The sequence below is a fragment of the Paenibacillus tyrphae genome (genome assembly GCF_000722545.1).
Lineage (GTDB): Bacteria > Bacillota > Bacilli > Paenibacillales > NBRC-103111 > Paenibacillus_G > Paenibacillus_G tyrfis.
Map to the genome: position 1 here is coordinate 1 of NZ_JNVM01000025.1, position 18,090 is coordinate 18,090.

The 18,090-nt window shown below is 55.3% G+C and carries 16 protein-coding genes, 1 rRNA gene and 1 pseudogene; 5 read left to right on the forward strand and 13 right to left on the reverse strand.

The genetic code is table 11. The annotated features are described in order from the left end of the window. The 3 genes from ET33_RS26895 to ET33_RS26905 all read right to left on the reverse strand — a co-directional run. Positions 1-212: ribosomal RNA gene (locus ET33_RS26895) — 16S ribosomal RNA — on the reverse strand; the annotation flags it as partial. A gap of 496 nt (positions 213-708) precedes the next feature. Next, on the reverse strand, positions 709-1,542 hold the full coding sequence (locus ET33_RS26900; protein WP_051775667.1) for a TrmH family RNA methyltransferase: 834 nt from the start codon (positions 1,540-1,542) through the stop codon (positions 709-711). 17 nt (positions 1,543-1,559) lie between these two features. Beyond that, on the reverse strand, positions 1,560-2,219 hold the full coding sequence (locus ET33_RS26905; protein WP_036689625.1) for a potassium channel family protein: 660 nt from the start codon (positions 2,217-2,219) through the stop codon (positions 1,560-1,562). A gap of 156 nt (positions 2,220-2,375) precedes the next feature. On the opposite strand from ET33_RS26905, the gene sspI reads away from it, so the two are divergent. Then, positions 2,376-2,579, forward strand: coding sequence for a small acid-soluble spore protein SspI (gene sspI / locus ET33_RS26910; RefSeq protein ID WP_036689627.1), 204 nt, complete (start codon positions 2,376-2,378; stop codon positions 2,577-2,579). A gap of 64 nt (positions 2,580-2,643) precedes the next feature. Here the strand turns inward: sspI and ET33_RS26915 are convergent. The 3 genes and pseudogenes from ET33_RS26915 to ET33_RS26925 all read right to left on the reverse strand — a co-directional run bounded on the left by ET33_RS26915 (position 2,644) and on the right by ET33_RS26925 (position 5,674). After that, a pseudogene (locus tag ET33_RS26915) lies at positions 2,644-3,745 on the reverse strand (Gfo/Idh/MocA family protein). A gap of 3 nt (positions 3,746-3,748) precedes the next feature. Continuing rightward, positions 3,749-4,429, reverse strand: coding sequence for a ThuA domain-containing protein (locus ET33_RS26920; RefSeq protein ID WP_036689630.1), 681 nt, complete (start codon positions 4,427-4,429; stop codon positions 3,749-3,751). A gap of 141 nt (positions 4,430-4,570) precedes the next feature. Further along, complete coding sequence (locus tag ET33_RS26925; protein WP_200879240.1) at positions 4,571-5,674, reverse strand: LacI family DNA-binding transcriptional regulator; 1,104 nt, start codon at positions 5,672-5,674, stop codon at positions 4,571-4,573. A gap of 156 nt (positions 5,675-5,830) precedes the next feature. On the opposite strand from ET33_RS26925, the gene ET33_RS26930 reads away from it, so the two are divergent. The 3 genes from ET33_RS26930 to ET33_RS26940 all read left to right on the forward strand — a co-directional run bounded on the left by ET33_RS26930 (position 5,831) and on the right by ET33_RS26940 (position 9,069). Beyond that, a complete protein-coding gene (locus ET33_RS26930; protein ID WP_051775669.1) occupies positions 5,831-6,595 on the forward strand; it encodes a 4'-phosphopantetheinyl transferase superfamily protein in 765 nt (254 codons plus the stop codon). Between the two features lie 297 nt (positions 6,596-6,892). Then, positions 6,893-7,588, forward strand: a complete 696-nt coding sequence (locus tag ET33_RS26935; protein ID WP_036689636.1) for a response regulator transcription factor — start codon at positions 6,893-6,895, stop codon at positions 7,586-7,588. A 2-nt stretch (positions 7,589-7,590) separates the two neighbouring features. After that, the gene (locus ET33_RS26940; protein ID WP_036689640.1) at positions 7,591-9,069 is read left to right on the forward strand and encodes a sensor histidine kinase; all 1,479 of its coding nucleotides are present in this window, start codon (positions 7,591-7,593) and stop codon (positions 9,067-9,069) included. 56 nt (positions 9,070-9,125) lie between these two features. On the opposite strand, the gene ET33_RS26945 is transcribed toward ET33_RS26940, so the two are convergent. The 7 genes from ET33_RS26945 to zwf all read right to left on the reverse strand — a co-directional run bounded on the left by ET33_RS26945 (position 9,126) and on the right by zwf (position 17,487). Beyond that, the gene (locus tag ET33_RS26945; RefSeq protein ID WP_036689644.1) at positions 9,126-9,899 is read right to left on the reverse strand and encodes a YheC/YheD family protein; all 774 of its coding nucleotides are present in this window, start codon (positions 9,897-9,899) and stop codon (positions 9,126-9,128) included. Positions 9,900-10,166: 267 nt separating this feature from the next. After that, positions 10,167-10,754, reverse strand: coding sequence for an undecaprenyl-diphosphatase (locus tag ET33_RS26950; RefSeq protein WP_036689647.1), 588 nt, complete (start codon positions 10,752-10,754; stop codon positions 10,167-10,169). A gap of 33 nt (positions 10,755-10,787) precedes the next feature. Then, positions 10,788-12,197 carry a HAMP domain-containing sensor histidine kinase gene (locus tag ET33_RS26955; protein WP_036689650.1) on the reverse strand — a complete coding sequence of 470 codons (1,410 nt, stop codon included), beginning with the start codon at positions 12,195-12,197 and terminating at the stop codon, positions 10,788-10,790. Then, positions 12,194-12,877 carry a response regulator transcription factor gene (locus tag ET33_RS26960; protein WP_036689653.1) on the reverse strand — a complete coding sequence of 228 codons (684 nt, stop codon included), beginning with the start codon at positions 12,875-12,877 and terminating at the stop codon, positions 12,194-12,196. The genes ET33_RS26955 and ET33_RS26960 overlap by 4 nt, the downstream gene beginning before the upstream one ends. Positions 12,878-13,091: 214 nt before the next feature. Continuing rightward, positions 13,092-14,675: a peptide chain release factor 3 gene (locus tag ET33_RS26965; protein WP_036689655.1), complete on the reverse strand. Its 1,584-nt coding sequence runs from the start codon at positions 14,673-14,675 to the stop codon at positions 13,092-13,094. Positions 14,676-14,750: 75 nt separating this feature from the next. Then, positions 14,751-15,818, reverse strand: a complete 1,068-nt coding sequence (locus ET33_RS26970) for a metallophosphoesterase family protein (protein WP_036689658.1) — start codon at positions 15,816-15,818, stop codon at positions 14,751-14,753. 148 nt (positions 15,819-15,966) lie between these two features. Next, entirely contained in the window at positions 15,967-17,487 is a 1,521-nt protein-coding gene (zwf, locus tag ET33_RS26975) for a glucose-6-phosphate dehydrogenase (protein ID WP_036689660.1), read from the reverse strand. Between the two features lie 236 nt (positions 17,488-17,723). Here zwf and ET33_RS26980 point away from each other — a divergent pair, with 236 nt between their 5' ends. Then, positions 17,724-18,086, forward strand: a complete 363-nt coding sequence (locus tag ET33_RS26980) for a hypothetical protein (protein WP_036689663.1) — start codon at positions 17,724-17,726, stop codon at positions 18,084-18,086. Positions 18,087-18,090 lie beyond the last annotated feature (4 nt).

Genomic DNA, 18,090 nt, shown 5'->3' on the forward strand with positions numbered 1-18,090 from the left:
CCACAGGTTGCCCCGTGTTTCTTGATTCTCTCATGCGAGAGAATCACTTATCCGGTCTTAGCTACCGTTTCCGGTAGTTATCCCAGTCTTACAGGCAGGTTGCCTACGTGTTACTCACCCGTCCGCCGCTAACCCCGAAGGGTCCGCTCGACTTGCATGTATTAGGCACGCCGCCAGCGTTCGTCCTGAGCCAGGATCAAACTCTCCATTAAAGAAAAGCTGATTAAAGCTCAATTCGTTTACTAGCTTAATTGAATCTCATATGAGATTCGCACGTTACTCGTTGTTCAGTTTTCAAAGAGCAAATTTGTCTTACTCAACGTTGCTGCCGAAGCAGCGAGAAATAATATATCATGTTAACCACTTGAAAGTCAATATCTTTTTTTCTTCCAATCCGTCTCGAAAGTACGAATCAATCGAAGCAGATCATCCGTTAATTTGCTTGACTCACGACCGCCTCTCAACGGCCGGAAGAACAATATATCATGTTAATGGATAATGCGCAACAAACATTTTTTTCCTTTTAGGCAGTCGCTTCTCTTTTGCATAAATGTTAGGTGCTTCAGTAATGCTGTCATATGGTTTGAGCAAATCTGATAAAAGGAAAACCCTTTTACCCGAAAAATGTTTAAAGGGGTTCCCCTCACCAGGTTTACACGACTAAGTTATATTTCAATTTAGTGTCAGAACTTGAGGCATTTAGTTGTCTCATAGCCCCCGCTGCCGCATCGCCTCGAACAAGACGACGGTAGCGGCCATCGCCGCATTCAGCGATTCGGCACGCCCCTTCATCGGGATTAACACCTGATGCCGGGCAAGCTGCCGAACTTCCTCAGAGACGCCTTGCCCTTCGTTGCCGATCACAAACCACGTGGATTTGCGGAAATCGTGCTCGTAGCAGCTAACTGCACCCTGAAGGCTTGTAGCGACAACCTGCACGCCGGATTCGGTCGCCCGCGGTAGCCATTCGGTCAAGTCGCCTTGGACGATCGGCAGATGAAAAAGCGACCCCATCGTCGAACGTACCGTTTTCGGGTTATACAGGTCGACGGTTCCTTTGCCAAGCAGCACGCCGGAGGCCCCGACCGCATCGGCGCTGCGGATGATTGTGCCCAGATTGCCGGGGTCTTGGATGCCGTCGATGACGACAACCAGCCCGTTCAGCTCACTGGCCGCGAGCAGATCGCTTCCGCGCCACGGCAGCTTCGGCACGACCGCGAATACGGGCTGCGGGGTCTCGGTGTCCGTGCATTTGGCCAGTACGGCTTCCGTTACCGGGACGCCTTCTACTCCTTTAGCCGCTGCATCCTCCAGCAGCCCGGCAATCGCCTGCTTCTTATCGGAGGCATACACCAGAACCTCCGGCATCAGGTCAACGGAACGCAGCGCCTCCTGCACAAGGTGGACACCTTCGATCAGGAAGCGTCCCTGCTTGTCCCTCCCTTTGCGACTGAGCAGCTCGGTCCACTGCTTTACCCGCGGATTTTGAACCGAGCTTATGATAGCCGATTCACTGGAAAAAGTCTTTTTATTATCGTTCATACGATTTCTTGGGCCCTCTATTCCGCAAACGTCTTTTCGAAATTTTTCAAATCCTCGTTCGTCCCTACGACGACCAAAGTGTCGTTTTGTTTTATGATATCTTCGGCGTGTGGAGCGATGTTCATCTTATCCCCGGTTCGGATCGCCATCACGTTGCAGCCATATTTGGCTCGAATATCGAGCTCTCTCAGATTGCGGCCGACCATTTGCCCGGATGCTTGAACCTCGACGATGCTGTAGTCTTCCGAAAGCTCGATGTAATCGATAATGTTGGATGAGATCAAATGATGGGCCACCCGGACACCCATATCGCGTTCCGGATAAATCACCTTATCCGCTCCGACCTTGCAGAGCACCTTGCCGTGAAGCTCATTCTGAGCTTTGACGATAACCTTCGGCACGCCGATTTCTTTGACGATAATCGTTGTGAGAATGCTTGCCTGAATATCTTGTCCGATTGCGACGATGACGACGTCGAAATTGCGCAATCCGAGCGCGCGCAGCGCTTCTTCATCGGTAGAATCGGCTTGAACGACGTGGGTCACAATATTTGACACTTCCTGAGTCCGCTGCTCGCTGCTGTCGATTGCCAGCACTTCAAAGCCGAGATTCGATAACGTTTTGGCTATGCTGGAGCCGAAGCGTCCCATGCCGATGACGGCGAATTGTTTTTTCATCCGTGCTCATCCCCCTTCTCATTTCTTTATTATAACAAGAAGCGCGGCAGTTCACCAAAGTTCGTGCCGAGGCATGAATCTTATTCAAGCGGAGCATATTAATAAAAGCGAAATCGCACCAACCAAGTGGAAAAGACAACAAAGCGAGGAACTGCCATGAACCTGAATTTGCGGCAAGCAATCGTCCAGCGCATGCATGACAAAAGCAACGAAGAGCTCTTTGATGTTATTGCGGATTCGATGGATGCGGAAGAACGTGTGCTGCCGGGCCTTGGAGTGCTGTTCGAAATTATTTGGAAGCACAGCGAAGCGGATGCGCAGAACCAGATGATCGCGACGCTCAAAGAGCATTTGGCTTAAAGCAACGGCAAAAAAAGCGTGCGGGGAACGGTCCCTGCGCGCTTTTTCCCTCATATTATTGCAATTAATTGAAAATCCCTCGGACCAGTCCGGCTTTCAACGGCGCCGGACGTTCACAGCTGCTGTGCATCTCATAATGCTTTCCATACGTAGAAGCGTCATGGAAACCATGCATGGCCTCCAGCACGTGGTAGGCCAGCTCCCCGTTGGCACGGTTGGTCCGCCCTTGTCGAATCGCCGCGGCCATATCCAGTACGCCAAGACCGCGGCAGTTATCCGTAGAGCCATGCGTAAGCGGCATATCGCTGAATTCCTTGGCGTCATACCGGCGGATCCGTACCGGCCCTCCGAACGTGTTCGGATCGGGTACTCTAAGCGTCCCCTCGCTTCCGTAAATCTCAATCCTCGGCAGCTCGGTTCCGCCGAACGCGTCGAACGAGGTGATGATCGTTCCGATCGCGCCGCTTCGGAAGTCGATTACGCCCGCAATATGGGTCGGCGTCTCCACCTCAATCGTACGGCCGAATTTAGGCTGGCTGGTTATCGTGCGCTGCGAGTACGAGATACCCGCTGCCCGTAACCCGGCGGATCGGTCCAAGCATAGCCACGAGGGTGGTTAAATAATAAGGCCCCATATCAAACATCGGGCCTCCGCCCTTCGCATAGTAAAATTCGGGGTCGGGGTGCCAGTGCTCGTGGCCCCGACCGATCATAAATGCGGAGGCGGCTACCGGCACGCCAATCCAGCCGTCTTCGATCAGCTTGATGCAGGTCTGTATGCCGCCGCCGAGAAACGTATCCGGGACGCTGCCGACGAGCCGCCCTTTTTCCGCCGCCTTGGCCAAAATGGCCCGCCCTTCCTCCCAGGTTATGGCGAGCGGCTTCTCGACGTAGATATGCTTCCCGGCCTCCAGCGCTTGCAGGCATACTTCGGCATGCGCGGAGGGAATCGTCAAATTGACGACGATGTCAATAGCCGGATCGGCCAATAGCTCGGCAAGCGTGCAGGCTTTCGGGATGCCGTATTCCTCGGCGCTCGCCCGGGCCCGGGCCACGTTCAAATCGGCGCAAGCCGCCACTTCAAGCGCCGGATTCGCGCTTAAATTTTGCAAGTAGATACTGCTGATTTTCCCGCAGCCGACGATGCCCGCTTTAAGCTTATTCATAGGTCAAGTCCTCCGGACCGCTTCCGCCCGCCCGTCTGAAGCCCACAGCAAGCCGCGTCGCATGATTTCGTTCACTTGCGGTATTTCCAGAATGCCTTTCTCATGACCAAGCGAGCAGTAGAATACTCTCCCCGCTCCCCACCATTTCGTCCAGACGACGGGCATATCGACGGCGCCATTCAGCGAATGAGGTCCAGGCGCAACCGGGAATCGAGTTGTCGCCAGCACGTTGACCGCAGGATCGACGTGCATATAATACTGCTCGCTCCGTACGCGGAAATCGCCGATACCGTCCAGCAGCGGGTTGGAGCTCGGGATAATTTTGACTTCGTAATCCACCTCGTTGTTTCCCGGATGGGCGACCCATTGTCCCCCGGTCATAAACTGCCATTCGACGTCCGTGCGGAACGCGTCGCACATCCCCCCATGGCAGCCGGCGAGACCGGTGCCGTTCTGAACGGTAGCCGAGACGTTCCGGATGAGCGCCGGATCGGCTTCCCCCATCGACCATACCGGCACGATCAGAGCCAGTGTCTTCAGCTTTTCCCCATCGGCGAACGCCTCAAGGGTATCCGACACTTCCACTTCGAACTCGGCGTCGATCAACAGGTCCCGGAACAGACCGGCGATTTCCGCGGGCTGATGTCCCGGCCAGCCGCCCCAGACGATCAATGCTTTTTTCATCCTTCGATGTCCCCTTTCTACACTTCCCGGATGGAAACCCAGCGACGCTCCGCGATCGACAGATCGACCGGTTCCTCCCTCCTCTGGCCTGTGGTTGATTACCCTTCGCCGTCCCTTAACAAATCGGCCGCCGCGACGGTATTACCGCAGGATGCGGCACGATTGCCGCACGACAAGCTTCGTATCCAGCTTCAGTCTGAAGCTCTCCGATGCGCCGTCCGCATCGTTCCCCCCGCCGATGCGATTCAGCACCCGCTCCGCCGCGAGCCGGCCCATCTCGTAAAACGGCACGGCAACACTCGTCAGCGGCGGGTCGGTCACGCGTGCTGCCTCCGAATCGTCATAGCCGACAATGGCATAATCCCGGCCGGGAACGTGCCCGTACTCGCGAAGCCCCTGCATCAAGCCGATCGCCATCCGGTCGTTCGAGGCGAACACGGCCTCGATCCGGTTCAGGTTCGGATGCATGGCCGACGCCGCTTTCATTCCGCTTGTTCGGCTGTAGTTGCCTTCGTAGTACAGATGCGCGGGCAGGTCACCCGGAGCCTTGGCATCCGCCGGCAGCAGTCCCGCTTCGCGCATGGCCTGCATGTACCCCCGCAGCCGGTCGCCGCTATTGGAAAATTCGGGTGAGCCGCTCAAAAACGCAATGTCCCGATACCCCAAGTCGAGCAGATGCCGTACTGCGCGGTAGCTTCCGCCCTCATGATCCGCATCCACTTCATTAAACCACTCTCCGCTCATATGCTGGTTGATCAGGCAAAACGGGAACCCGCCGTCTTCCAACTTTTTTAGCTCCGCCCGCTCTGAGGGTGTATCCGTCGCTCCGAGGATTACGCAGGCATCCACCTTCTGCGACCGAAAAATACCGCTGTAATCGCTTTCCTCTCCGGGAACGCGGAATTTCAGCAGCATATCGTAGCCTGAAGCCTTCACCTGCTCCCCGATTCCGCTAAGCACTTCGGAGAAATAGTAAGTCGAGAAAATGTGCACTTTCGGCACGTAAGGCAGCACGACGCCCAAGTTGCCGCTTCTGCGGCGGGCGAAGCTTTGGGCAATCGCGTTCGGATGATAATTTAATGTTTTGGCGGCCTGAAGCACCCGCAGCCGGGTCTGCTCCTTCATCGGACCGACGTCGTTGAATACGCGGGAAACCGTCGCTTCGGAAACTCCCGCCAGCTCCGCAACTTCCTTTCGGGTTACGATTTCAGCCACCTCCTTCACAATAAATGTACGCGCGTTCATTATCTCACGCTCCGGCTTTTTATGTCAACCCTGAATACCAGAGTTCACTTCAATAAAAAGTAAACATTTTCACCTATTGACAGCTGGCGAATTATAGGAAACGATTAAATACATAACGACGTTCATCAACGAACGAAAACGAGGGGAGAAGTAGTGTTGGACACCTTATTGTATTTGGAGGAACTGGCGCTAATAAGGCCCGACAGCCGCTTTAAAGCGCAGCTGTGTCTTAGCAGCCGTACATACCCATATGAAGATACGGAAGCGTTGAGTACCCTGCATGAGCAGGAGCTGGCTTACTATCGCAAGCTTCAATATAAAAGGAAGCATAGCTTTGTGGTCGGCCGCTACTGCGCGAAGCAGGCGATCTCCGCTTACAATCGTATGGCGGAACCTCAGCTTGGGCAAATATGGGTACAGCAGGGGGTATTCCAGCAGCCGGTCATCATGCTTCCGCGAACCGAGCCTCTTCAGATCACCATTACGCATTGCGATCATATCGCGGCCGCCATTGCTTTTCCAGAGGCCCACCCGTTAGGAATCGATTTGGAGAAAATCGACGGTGCCAACGTCAGTGCCATCGAATCGCAGATTACAGCGTCCGAGAAGCACATGATCGCGGACACCCCTCTTGATTACGAGGCCGCTCTCACGATGCTGTGGACCTCCAAGGAATCCTTGTCGAAAATTTTGAAGACCGGACTCATGACCCCGCTCCCCGTGTATGAAATCAATCATATGGACATCAAACAAGACTGCATCGTCACCAGCTATACGAACTTCGCCCAATATAGTGCCGTATCGTTTCGCGTCGGCCACCACATATGCTCGATCACGCATCCGAAAAGAACCGAATTCAAAGTGAACATCGCAGAGATTCAGCGGCTTTTCGGTTCATCGTGCGCTGCCGATGTTCGGTGACCGAGAACTACAAGAAAGGGATCGAGGTACGGACAACCCGATTCTAAGCGGAAGTTAGCAGAAATCAAGCGCCTATATGATAGTCAATCCAAGACAAGCCCGGCAAGCAAGGGGCTTGTTTTTTGTGCATAGACCGCATGCCCCGCTAAAATACATTGCGGTAGGGTATACTTCATCAATCGCGGTGGACAGCCCGGACTAAATGCCCCTCGCTTGACTTGCTATCCCGCTTGGAACCCTCTATGCTGGAGATAACAAACTTAACCGAACCATTCCGACTTCGATGGAGGTGCCGCCATGAAACTGCTGATCGCGGAGGACGATACGTCCGTTTGCGAAATGCTTCACTTGTTTTTTCAAAAAGAACAGTATGATACGACCTTCGTTCATGACGGGCTTAGCGCGCAGGAACAGCTTGACCGGTATACGTGGGATTTCGTCATCCTGGACTGGATGCTTCCCGGCAAGGACGGGCTGGCCCTGTGCAGAGATATACGCCGTAAAGGGGAAACGCCGGTCATCCTGCTTACGGCACGGGATCAGGAGCAGGACCGAATTATGGGGCTTGAGCTTGGAGCCGACGATTACGTGAGCAAGCCGTTCAGCCCGATGGAGCTGATCGCCCGCATGAAGGCCGTGCTTCGCCGGTACCATCGAGGCGGCGGGGCTGAGGTGGAAGGAGCGGCCGAGCCGCATGAGCTGCTCAAGCACAAGACGATCGTCGTCAACCTGTCCTCCCGGACCGCCACCGTCGGCGGGAATACGATCAGCAACTTAACGCCGAAGGAGTTCGATCTGCTCTCGCTGTTCGTCCGGCATCCCAGACGCGTCTTTACCCGCGAACAGCTGCTGGAAAGCATATGGGGCTACGATTATTTGGGCGAAGAGCGCACGGTTGATGTCCATATCAAGCGGCTCCGTAATAAGGTGTCCTCGCCGGAGCATCCGCTGATCGTGACCGTCTGGGGCGTAGGCTACAGGCTGGAGGATTGACGATGAAGCTGAGCGACCTGCGGCCGCGCTTCCGGTTTACGTTTTTCCAGCGGCAGTTTCTGTCCCATCTCCTTCTGTCCATGCTCATCCTCGTCCTGCTGGCCGCCGGGTTTACCTACTACATGAAGCAGCAAACGTTCAACAACGAGACGGAAGAGCTCACCAGCGTATCCAAGGGAATCGTCCGCCTGTTCGCAAAAGAAGGGGAAGACCCGACCAGCGCCCTGCAAGCGTATCGCAACCTGCTGGCCGAGCGCCGGACGTCGTTCATCCTGCTGGACCAAGCCGGCGAAATTGCCTACCGCGACCCGAAAATGCCCGGAGCGCTGCGCGGCAAAGCGTTCTTGGACGAGCTGCGGTCGCACATGTCCAACACCAAGGAAAACGAAAGCTTCATCGTCGAACGCGGCGCCGAGGAGCCGTGGGTCGTCGTTTACAGACAGACCAAGCTGAAGCCACAAAAAAATGAGCTGCATCTCTTCATCTTCTCCCCGCTCCACGGCATTCAAGAAACGATGGACACGCTTAACCAAGCGTTGATCTATATGATCGTCGTTATTTTCGTATTAGCCGTCGCCGTCAGTTGGTTATTCTCCCGCAGCATGAGTGCCAGCATCCTGTCACTGCGCCGGACGACCCGCCAAATTGCTGCGGGAGATTATGCCGCCCGCTCCACGGTCCGCCGATCGGATGAGCTGGGCGAGCTCGCAGGCGACTTCAACTCCATGGCCCAGCAGCTCGAGCTCGCCCTGCATAAGCTGCAGCAGTTTGAGACGCGGCGCCGCCATTTTATTATGGACGTGACGCACGAGCTGCGTACGCCGCTTACCTCGATCCGCGGCATCATCGAAGGGCTGAAGAACGATCTCGTCCACTCGCCGGAGGAGCGGGCCAATTATTACGGCATCATCGAGAAGGAAACGTTCCGCCTGATCCGGCTCATCAACGGGCTGCTCGACATGGAAAAAATCGAAAGCGGCCTCATCACGCTGAACAAAAAACGAACGCCGCTCAAAGAGCTGTTCGAAATCGTTCACGAGTCGCTCGAGGTGTTGATTGAAGAGAAGCGCCTGCACATTCTTATCGAATGCGAGCCGGACCTGCAGGTGTATGCCGACTACGACCGGCTGATGCAAATTCTCATCAATCTGGTCAAAAATAGCATCCAATTTACGGCATACGGCACGATCCGCCTGACCGGATCCGAAACGGAAACGCATACCGTGATCGTGATCGCAGATACCGGCCGCGGCATGTCCCAGGAAGAGCTGTCCCTCATCTGGGAGCGGTTCTACAAGGCCGATCCGTCCCGGTCCAAGAGCAACAGCGAGACCGGACTCGGCCTGTCCATCGTCAAGCAGCTCGTCGAAGCCCACGCAGGCACGATCGAAGCAGACAGCACACCCGGCATCGGCACCTCGTTCACGATTGCCCTGCCCAAAACCGATCAAGCTGCATCCAAGGACGGCGAAGCGGGATAACACCGATTTGGGAGCTGCGCAAGGCGGGCCCCCCTTCATAATGGACGGACGGCTGCTTAAAGCCGTCCGTGTGCTTTTGAGTACCGGTAAATTCTCGCGAAGATACGCTTATCCTTCAGCTTTCGGAATATATAAGGGTCGGGTGCCGTGTTAATCTCCAAAATCCACGGATGCAGCTTCTCATCCAGCGCGACGTCCAGCCCGATTTCCTTGAGCCTTCTATACTTCAAGCGAAGCTGCCTCGCAACCGAAGTGCCGAGCCTGCGCAGCCCTGAGGTTAATCTTGACTTTTCCGCGCTCCCGGCATGCCCCTGCAGCAAAACTTCCACAGGCTTGAGCTTTCCTCCATTATGCACATTGGTCACGACCTTGCCCGGCGCCGCGACGCGCCCAATCAGACCTGTCGTCTCCCAGTTCCCGGTCGGGGTCTTCTGCACCATGACGCGAAGATCGAAGCGCTGCTTCTTATATTTGAGCAGATGGATGCCTTTTTGCACCAAGTACATCCGTTTTCGGGTCAATCCCGCGATATGCCTGTATACGTCATCGTATTGGGTAAAGGTATGAATTTTCGTTCCGATATGACAGCGGTAAGACGCGCCCCCTTCGCCGGCCAGCCGCTCCACCCGCATCACGCCGATACCGTAAGTGCCGCTGTTCGGTTTCACATAGACCATGCCGTGCCGGTCCAGCATCCCCCTTAAGCTTTCGCGGTTCAGCTTGCGCGTCTCGGGAACGTGTTGGGCCAACTCCCGATTCGGAATCACCGCCTGGGTTTTGGCCCATTTGCTCACAACGTAGCTGCTGTAATTCGGTTTGCTCTTCCTCATTTCATCCACCTTTCTTCCTTCGGCCGGAGAGCGGCTGACACCAAGCTAGCTGCCTTCGTATCCACTGCAGCGCCATTGACGAACCCTCTGCTTCCGTCATCCGGTCACTCTTCGCCCTTGTTTCTTTCATCCATCATAGTGTATGCCCTTCGCCGCAGCACGGTGAGGTATAGAGGCCTACGACAGGCGGCCGGGACACGCAGGGACCCCGATTTTCCGCAAAAAAAAGCAGCTGCCGCGAATCGGGCAACTGCTCCAACAGTCTTTCTACGATTTATAGCCGAGCTTGCGCTCGATTTTTTCAAAAAACGACAACCCCGCGGCCAACAAACGCCGGGCGAGCGTCCATTGGGTGAACAGCTTGTTTACGGCTATGGCGGAGCCGATGCCAAGCAGTGCTCCGACGGTCACGTCGATCGGATAATGGACGCCGGTCCAGATCCGGGACAAAGCGATCAATGCGGCCAGCGCAAGCCAGACGTACCCGTCCTTACGGCGATACAGCCAAATCGAGGTGGCGATGACAAAAGCGCCGATGGCATGGCTGCTTGGAAACGACGCATTGGCCGCATGATGGATCAACTGATGAACCTCGTGGCTGACGAACGGCCGGTTCCGGTAAAACAACATGCCGATCAGCGAGCCGATCCCCATCGCCAGAGCAGCGGAACAGAGCGCGTTAGCCACCATCCGGCGATTCTCTTGTTTTCGAGTGAACCAATACACGAGGATGCCCAAATAAAAGAAATATTCCGCATATTCCGCAAAAAAGCGCATCCACACGTTAAGCGTCGTATGATCGACAGCCAAGCCGTTGATCATTTCGAATAAATCATAGTCCCATTTCAACAACATTCGCAATCTCTCCTCTTCCCGTAATCCTTTCCGTTAACGGCTGAACGGTAATTGTACCGTCACCGTTGTTCCCTGGTTCTCTTCGCTGTCCAAACGTATGTCCCCATGATACTTCTCGACGAGCCGCTTGGCGATCGAAAGTCCCAGGCCGCTGCCGCCGCGTTTGCGGCTGCGGGCTTTGTCCACCCGGTAGAACCGGTCGAACACATGCTCCACTTCCTCTTTCGGAATGCCCATACCGTAATCGCGGATGACGATGCGCAGCATCGTATCTTCTACCAAGACGGTTGAAACGTGGATTTTGTTTCGTTTGCTCGAATATTTTACCGCATTATCCAACAAAATCAACAAAATTTGTTTGATATGATTGGGAACCAGCCGGATTTGGACGCCTTTCAGCGCATCCACATCCGTTGTAATCTCGAACTCGGGATGAACCACGGAGACGTTCTTAACGATTTGGGCGATCGTTTCTCCCAGATCGAACAGCTCGGTGACGCCGTCCGAACTGGCATTTTCCGCGCGGGTAAGCTCCAGCAGCTCCTGAACGAGTCCCTTCAGACGCTCCAGTTCCTCAAGCGAAGCGCCGAGCGATTCGTCTACGAGAACCGGGTCGCGCTTGCCCCAACGATTCAGCATCGACAAATGTCCGGAAATGATCGCAATCGGGGTCCGCAGCTCGTGCGAAGCGTCTTCTACGAATTGCTTTTGCTTGCGGAACGACGTTTCCAATTGATCCATCATCTCGTTGAACACGCGGGCCAGCGCCGAAATCTCATCCTTGTTGTCGTGAAAAGGCACCCGCTCCTGCAGTCCGTTCCGCTGGATTCTTCTCATCGTTTCCGTTATGCTTTGCACCGGCCTCAGCAGCCGTCCGGCCAGAAGCAAGCCGCCCAGGCCGCTCAGCAGTATCCCCCCGACACCACCCAGAATCATGACCAGCGTGATGACCCCTTTCAACTCGTCGAACGTCTCCAGATTGCTGACAATTTCGATCGTGCCACGGAATTTATCCGACACGACCGGGGCGCGTAGAACGAGCAGATGCTCTTCTTGGTGCCACACGCTTTCAAGCTCGGTCTTTGTGACCGGACGCGGCGCCACCCAATCCTCCGGCAGCGCCGTAAGGACCGTCAGCACCGGCTTTCCCTCGCCGTCCAAAATCCGGATCAATTGATTTTTTTGATTGATGCTCTGAATAAAATGCCTGCTCCTGACAATTTGGCCGGCATCCAGTATATCGCTTTTTTCCGTAAAATAACTTTGCAGCTCGCCCATCGTTTTGCGCACCGATTCCACTTCGCGGCTGCTCATCCATTGGTTGATGCCTATATATTGAACGGCATTATAGACCGTAAACAAGACGAACAGCATGAAAGCCGACCATAAGGTCATCTGCCATTTGATCGGCAGCCGGGTGAAGCGCATTCGCAGCTTTTTCATGACCGGATGACGTAGCCGATGCCGCGGACGGTTTGAATATAGCTTCGCTGCTGTGCCGGATCGTCGATTTTGTTGCGCAAATACCGGACGTACACATCGACCACGTTCGTCTCGACTTCGCAGTCGTATCCCCAGACCAGATCAAGCAGCATATTCCGGCTCAATACCCGGTCCTTATGATTCATCAGTACCAGCAGCAGCTCGTATTCGCGCTTGGTCAGGTCCAGTAACGCTCCAGCCTTGCTTACGGTTCTGGTCATCGGATCGATCCGAAGATCGCGGTACGTCACCGCTTCTTGCGGCTCGGCCGCCCCCCGCTTACTCCGCCGCATCACCGCCCGAATCCGTGCCAGCAGTTCCTCGATCACGAACGGTTTCGGCAGATAATCGTCCGCCCCGCTGTCCAGCCCCAATACGCGATCCGTGACGCTGTCGCGGGCCGTCAGTATAATGACGGGTGTTGCGAAGCCCGCCTGGCGAATACGGCGGCATACCTCGAAGCCGTGAAGTCCCGGCAGCATGGCATCAAGCAGAATGGTATCCCATGCATCGCGGGTAGCGGTTTCCAAGCCTTCCTGACCGGTTCCAACGACGGTAACGGCATAGCCTTGGTGTATCAATTCCAATTCTATAAAACGGGCAAAATTTCGCTCGTCTTCCACGATAAGAATCCTTTTCATCCTGTTCCCTCTGGCTGCGCTTGAAATAGTAAAAAGCGGCAATCGTCTCGGTTCTATTATTGCCCCTCCGCCGCTGCTTTAACTATACACAACGAAGATGAAAATTCGATGAGAAAAAAAGAAAAATTTCGCCACTCCCGGCAAAAAAAACGAACAGCCCCTCGTCCGGTCTATGAAGACCGCGAAGGGCTGCCTGCTTATCGGATCGGCGCCATTAAGGCGCAGTCTCCAGAAATTTCAGGTTCGGATTTTTCTCCATCGCCGTGCGCAGCGCATATTCGTTCTCGAACAGCGCGACGTAATTGTCCTTCTTATCCTTCACCAGCTGCGAGTTGATCCGGAACTTGGCCGGATCGATATCGTCGCCAACAAGCCACCGCGCGAATTGGTAGGTCATCCGGGACAGTTGCACCTCGCTGCTGTACTCCGCTTTCATCCGGTATTCGAACACCTCGAATTGGAGCTGTCCGACGACGCCGAGAATCAAATCCTCGAAGCCGATCGTTTTGAACACCTGAATGGTGCCCTCCTCGGTCAACTGGTCCACGCCCTTTTGGAACTGCTTGTGCTTCAGCGCGTTTTTGACCGTCACCTTGGAGAACAGCTCCGGGGAGAACGTCGGCAGCTCGTCGAATTCCAAGCTGCTACCTTGGCACAGCGAATCCCCGATGCGGAAAATACCCGGGTCGAATAATCCGATAATGTCGCCGGGGTAAGCGTCCTCGACGATATCGCGGTCCTGCGCGAGAAATTGCTGCGGCTGCGCCAGCTTGATGTCTTTGCCGACCCGCACGTGCTTCACCGACATGCCCCGTTCGAATTTGCCAGAGCAAATCCGCAGGAAAGCGATCCGGTCGCGGTGAGCCGGGTTCATGTTCGCTTGAATTTTGAAAATGTAGCCGGAAAACTTCTCGTGCAGCGGATCAACCATGCCTTCATTGCTTTTGCGCGGCGTCGGCGTCGGAGCGAGCTGCAGGAAATTCTCAAGGAACGTCTGCACGCCGAAATTATTGATCGCGCTGCCGAAGAACACGGGCGTCAGCTCGCCATTCTGTACCTTCTCGTAGTCGAACTCGTCGCCCGCCACATCGAGCAGCTCCAAGTCCTGCACCAATTGATCGTAAAAAAATTCGCCTGCGATTTCCTTCACAATCGAGTCGTCGTAGCCGCTCACTTTGCGCACTTGAATTTCTTTATGATCGTCGCCTTGGAACAGCTCGACCTGCGTCAGCTTTCGGTCGTACACGCCGCGAAACTGTTTGCCCATCCCGATCGGCCAGTTCATCGGATATGAGCGAATACCGAGCACCTGCTCCAGCTCTTCGAGCAGATCGAACGGATTTTGGCCCTCGCGGTCCAGCTTGTTGATGAACGTGAAGATCGGGATGCCCCGCTTGCGGCATACCTGGAACAGCTTCTTCGTCTGGGCCTCGACCCCTTTGGCCGAGTCGATCAGCATGACGGCGCTATCCGCCGCCGTTAACGTTCGATACGTATCTTCACTGAAGTCTTGGTGACCCGGGGTATCGAGAATATTGACCCGATGCCCTTCATAATCGAACTGCATCACGCTGGAGGTGACCGAAATCCCTCTTTGCTTCTCGATCTCCATCCAGTCGCTCGTCGCATGGCGGTTCGCTTTGCGCCCTTTAACCGTACCGGCCAGCCGAATCGCGCCCCCGAACAGCAGCAGCTTCTCGGTCAAGGTCGTCTTCCCCGCATCGGGGTGGGAGATGATGGCGAAGGTGCGCCGCTTCTGTACTTCTTCTTGTAATTTCTCGGATAATCCGGTGCCCATAATCAGTTTATTCCTTCCTCAATCATATTCAGTGATGCGGTCCGGAAGCTGCATCGGCTCCCGGTCACCGTAGGTTCAAGTCAGCTTGACGGTCCAGTCGGCTTCCTTCAGCCACGTTCCCGATTCGAACGCCCGGCCGCGCAGCGTCACTTTGTCTCGATATACCTGCACATACAATCCTTGCGCCTTCTCCTTGGCCGCATTTTGATAGCTGCGGTTCAGCACGCGTCCGACCGAGGAGTTATGAAAATAGTGAAAGCTTTCTTTGACGTAATGCTCCACCGTCCCTTGAAAATCCTGATGCCGGTGCCCGCAGAACACGAACACGTTCTTGTAAGGCTTCAAGAGCTCGCGGAATTTTTTCGCCGGAATCAATTGGTGTGATCCTCCGTCTTGTCCGGCGGGCGGCAGCGGCTGATGGGTCATGATGAAGACGGGCTTTCCGTCCTTGTGCGAAGCCAGCCGTTCCTTCAGCCAATCCAATTGTTCGTCGGAATACCATGCCCCTTCGCCTACCTCGGGCTTCTCCTGCACATAAGCCTCCTGCGACAGCAGGATCAAGTGGTACCCTTTCTCCCAAGCGTCGTGATAAGGCTTCGACAAACCGAAAAACTTCTGGAACCGCTCGCGCGATTGCCAGTCCGTTTTGCCGTTGGGCATCGTGTCTTTATTGAAAGCCCCTTTCCGGTCGATCCAAATGTCATAATAATCGTGGTTGCCCATGTTGGCGTAAACCGGGGGCAGCTTGTAAGTGGACAACGTCTTTTTCAGCTCTTTGTAGTCCCTATCCCGCCCGTAGTCGGTTACATCGCCTGTCAGCACGAGTGCCTCGACCGGCGATTCAAACTTCTTCATATCGTCAAGCGCTTGCTTCAAATGCCGGACCGTGTTTGGATCGTCAGGCGACACGTGCAAATCGCTGAGAATCATGAACGAGAACAACGGCGCTGTCGCACTCCCCGCCGCCGGATCGGGATTCGTCCCCGGTTCCGTCTTTGGCAGCGCGACGCCATCCGGTGCTTGTGCCCCGCCGACCGTCTGCCGGTCGACCGATTGCTGCAGCAGCTTGATCAGTCCTGCGAGCGCCGCCCCGATCATGACCAGAAGTCCGAGCATCCAGCGTATAAAAGCGCGTCTGGACATGTAAAGATCCCCCTTGCGTTAGCCGGCACTGTACACTCCATCATACCATATTTCAAGCGGTGAAAAAAAGACGCAACATGCGCCAGCAAAAAAGAGCAGAACCCGGCGCCACCGGATCTGCTCTCTTTCGGTTTCTTTCGACTAGCCATTACATTTGGGTATGTCCCCAAGTGACTTCGCCTTCGTCCTGCCCGTTCACCGGCCACCAGCGGAAGCCGTCTTCGGCAACGAGCTGCTGCCCCTGCTCCGGTCCCCAAGTGCCTGCCGAGTACAGGTGCAAATCGTCCGTACGCTCGCCCCAGGCGGAGGCGATTTTGTCGACATATTTCCATGCCAGCGCGACCTCATCCCAGCGGGTGAAGTACGTGGAATCCCCGCGGGCGGCGTCGTAGAGCAGCCGCTCGTACGCTTCCGGTGTGTTCAGCCCGATCTGGCAGCTCTGGCAGAAATCCATCGCAACCGGAACGATCGTTCCTTCCGACCCCGGCTGCTTGGCGTTCATTTTGAAATAAATGCCTTCCAGCGGATTGACGCGGAACACGAGCAGGTTCGGCTCCAGTTTATGCTTGCGTGACAAGTAAACGTTGTTTGGCACGTTCTTGAACTCGACGACCACTTCCGTCGTTTTCACCGGCAATCGTTTTCCCGTACGGATGTAGAACGGAACGCCGGCCCAGCGGAAATTGTCCACGAATACGCGGGCGGCAAAATACGTCTCCGTCGTCGACTCCGGATTAACCTTGTCTTCGTCACGGTAGCCGCGCACCTGCTCGCCTTTGATATTGCCAGCGACATACTGTCCGCGCACCGTATTGGCCCGCACCTCCGCCGCCGTCTGGAAGCCGCGCAGACTGCGGAACACCTTCACCTTCTCATCGCGGATATCCTCCGGATGCATCCGGCTCGGGGGCTCCATCGCCATGATGGCCAGCATCTGCAGCATATGGTTTTGTCCCATGTCGCGCAGTGCGCCCGAATGCTCGTAATAGCCGCCCCGTTCTTCCACGCCTACGGTTTCACTCAGCGTGATTTGAATGTTGGCGATGTACTTATTGTTCCAAAGCGGCTCGAAAAAGGCGTTCGCGAACCGGACGACATTGATGTTCTGCACCATTTCCTTGCCAAGGTAATGGTCGATGCGGTAGATGTCCTGCTCCTCGAACACCTGGCGGATTTCGGCGTTCAGCTTCTCAGCGGACGGAAGGTCGTAGCCGAACGGCTTCTCGATCACAAGCCGGTGCCAGCCGGCCCCTTCGAGCAGTCCGCCCGCCTTAAGATTGTGCGACACATTGCCGAACAGCTCCGGCGCCAGAGCCAAGTAAAACAACCGATTGCCGCCGATGTCGAATCTGACGTCGAGCCGGTCGGTCAGCTCGCGGAGCTGCCGGAAGCCGTCAACGTTATTAATGTCCAGCGACATGTATTCAAAATGCTCGGCAAACGCATCCCATTGCTCGTCCTTCGTCACGTTGTAGCGTGCGAATTCTTGAATCGATTCGTAGACGTCGTCGCGGAACTGGTCGTTCGTGCGCGAACGCCGCGCGAGGCCGATTACCGCAAATCGGTCACCCAGCTTGCGCTCACGGTACAGGCTGTAAAACGCCGGGAATAACTTGCGCCGGGCCAAGTCCCCGGTCGCTCCGAAAATCAAAAACACGGCACTCGTCATGGCTTCAGGTCCTCGTTCTTTCTATAGAGAATAGGAGATAAGGAACGGCAGTTGTTTCCTGTCCGTTCCCTATACCCCTTTAGCATATCGAAAACCGACGAGAGATTCAATACTCTGTCGAATGCAAGCGCGTTCACGGAAAATAGGCATGCGCATACGGGGCATTTGTCCCGTACAATCGGCACAAATGCCGCATAGTCTAAAGTGTAGAAATCAACTTCGGAGGTGACCCTTGCGTGAGACCGATTCATCCGATTAACGAAGAACAATGCAGGCCGTATTACGGCCAACCGGTTTTCATTCTATTGAAGGACAGTACGGAGCTTGTCGGCACGCTCAGCCGGTTGGACAAAGGAAAGCTCTATTTGAACGAGACGGCGGCCGGCATTCAAACGAATGCAAGCACGACTGCCAAAAGCAGGCGAAGCGGAGCAAGCAGCAGTCTGGGAAAAGCCCGCACCCAAACGAAAAAATCCGACAAGCCGAGAACAACCGCCGCGAGCGAAGCGTTCCCCGTACCTTATCCGGACTCCGAGCTGTTTGGTAGCCCCTTTGAATTGGACGTCGCCAGTGTCGGGGCCTTGATCGTGCCCGACTAACGCG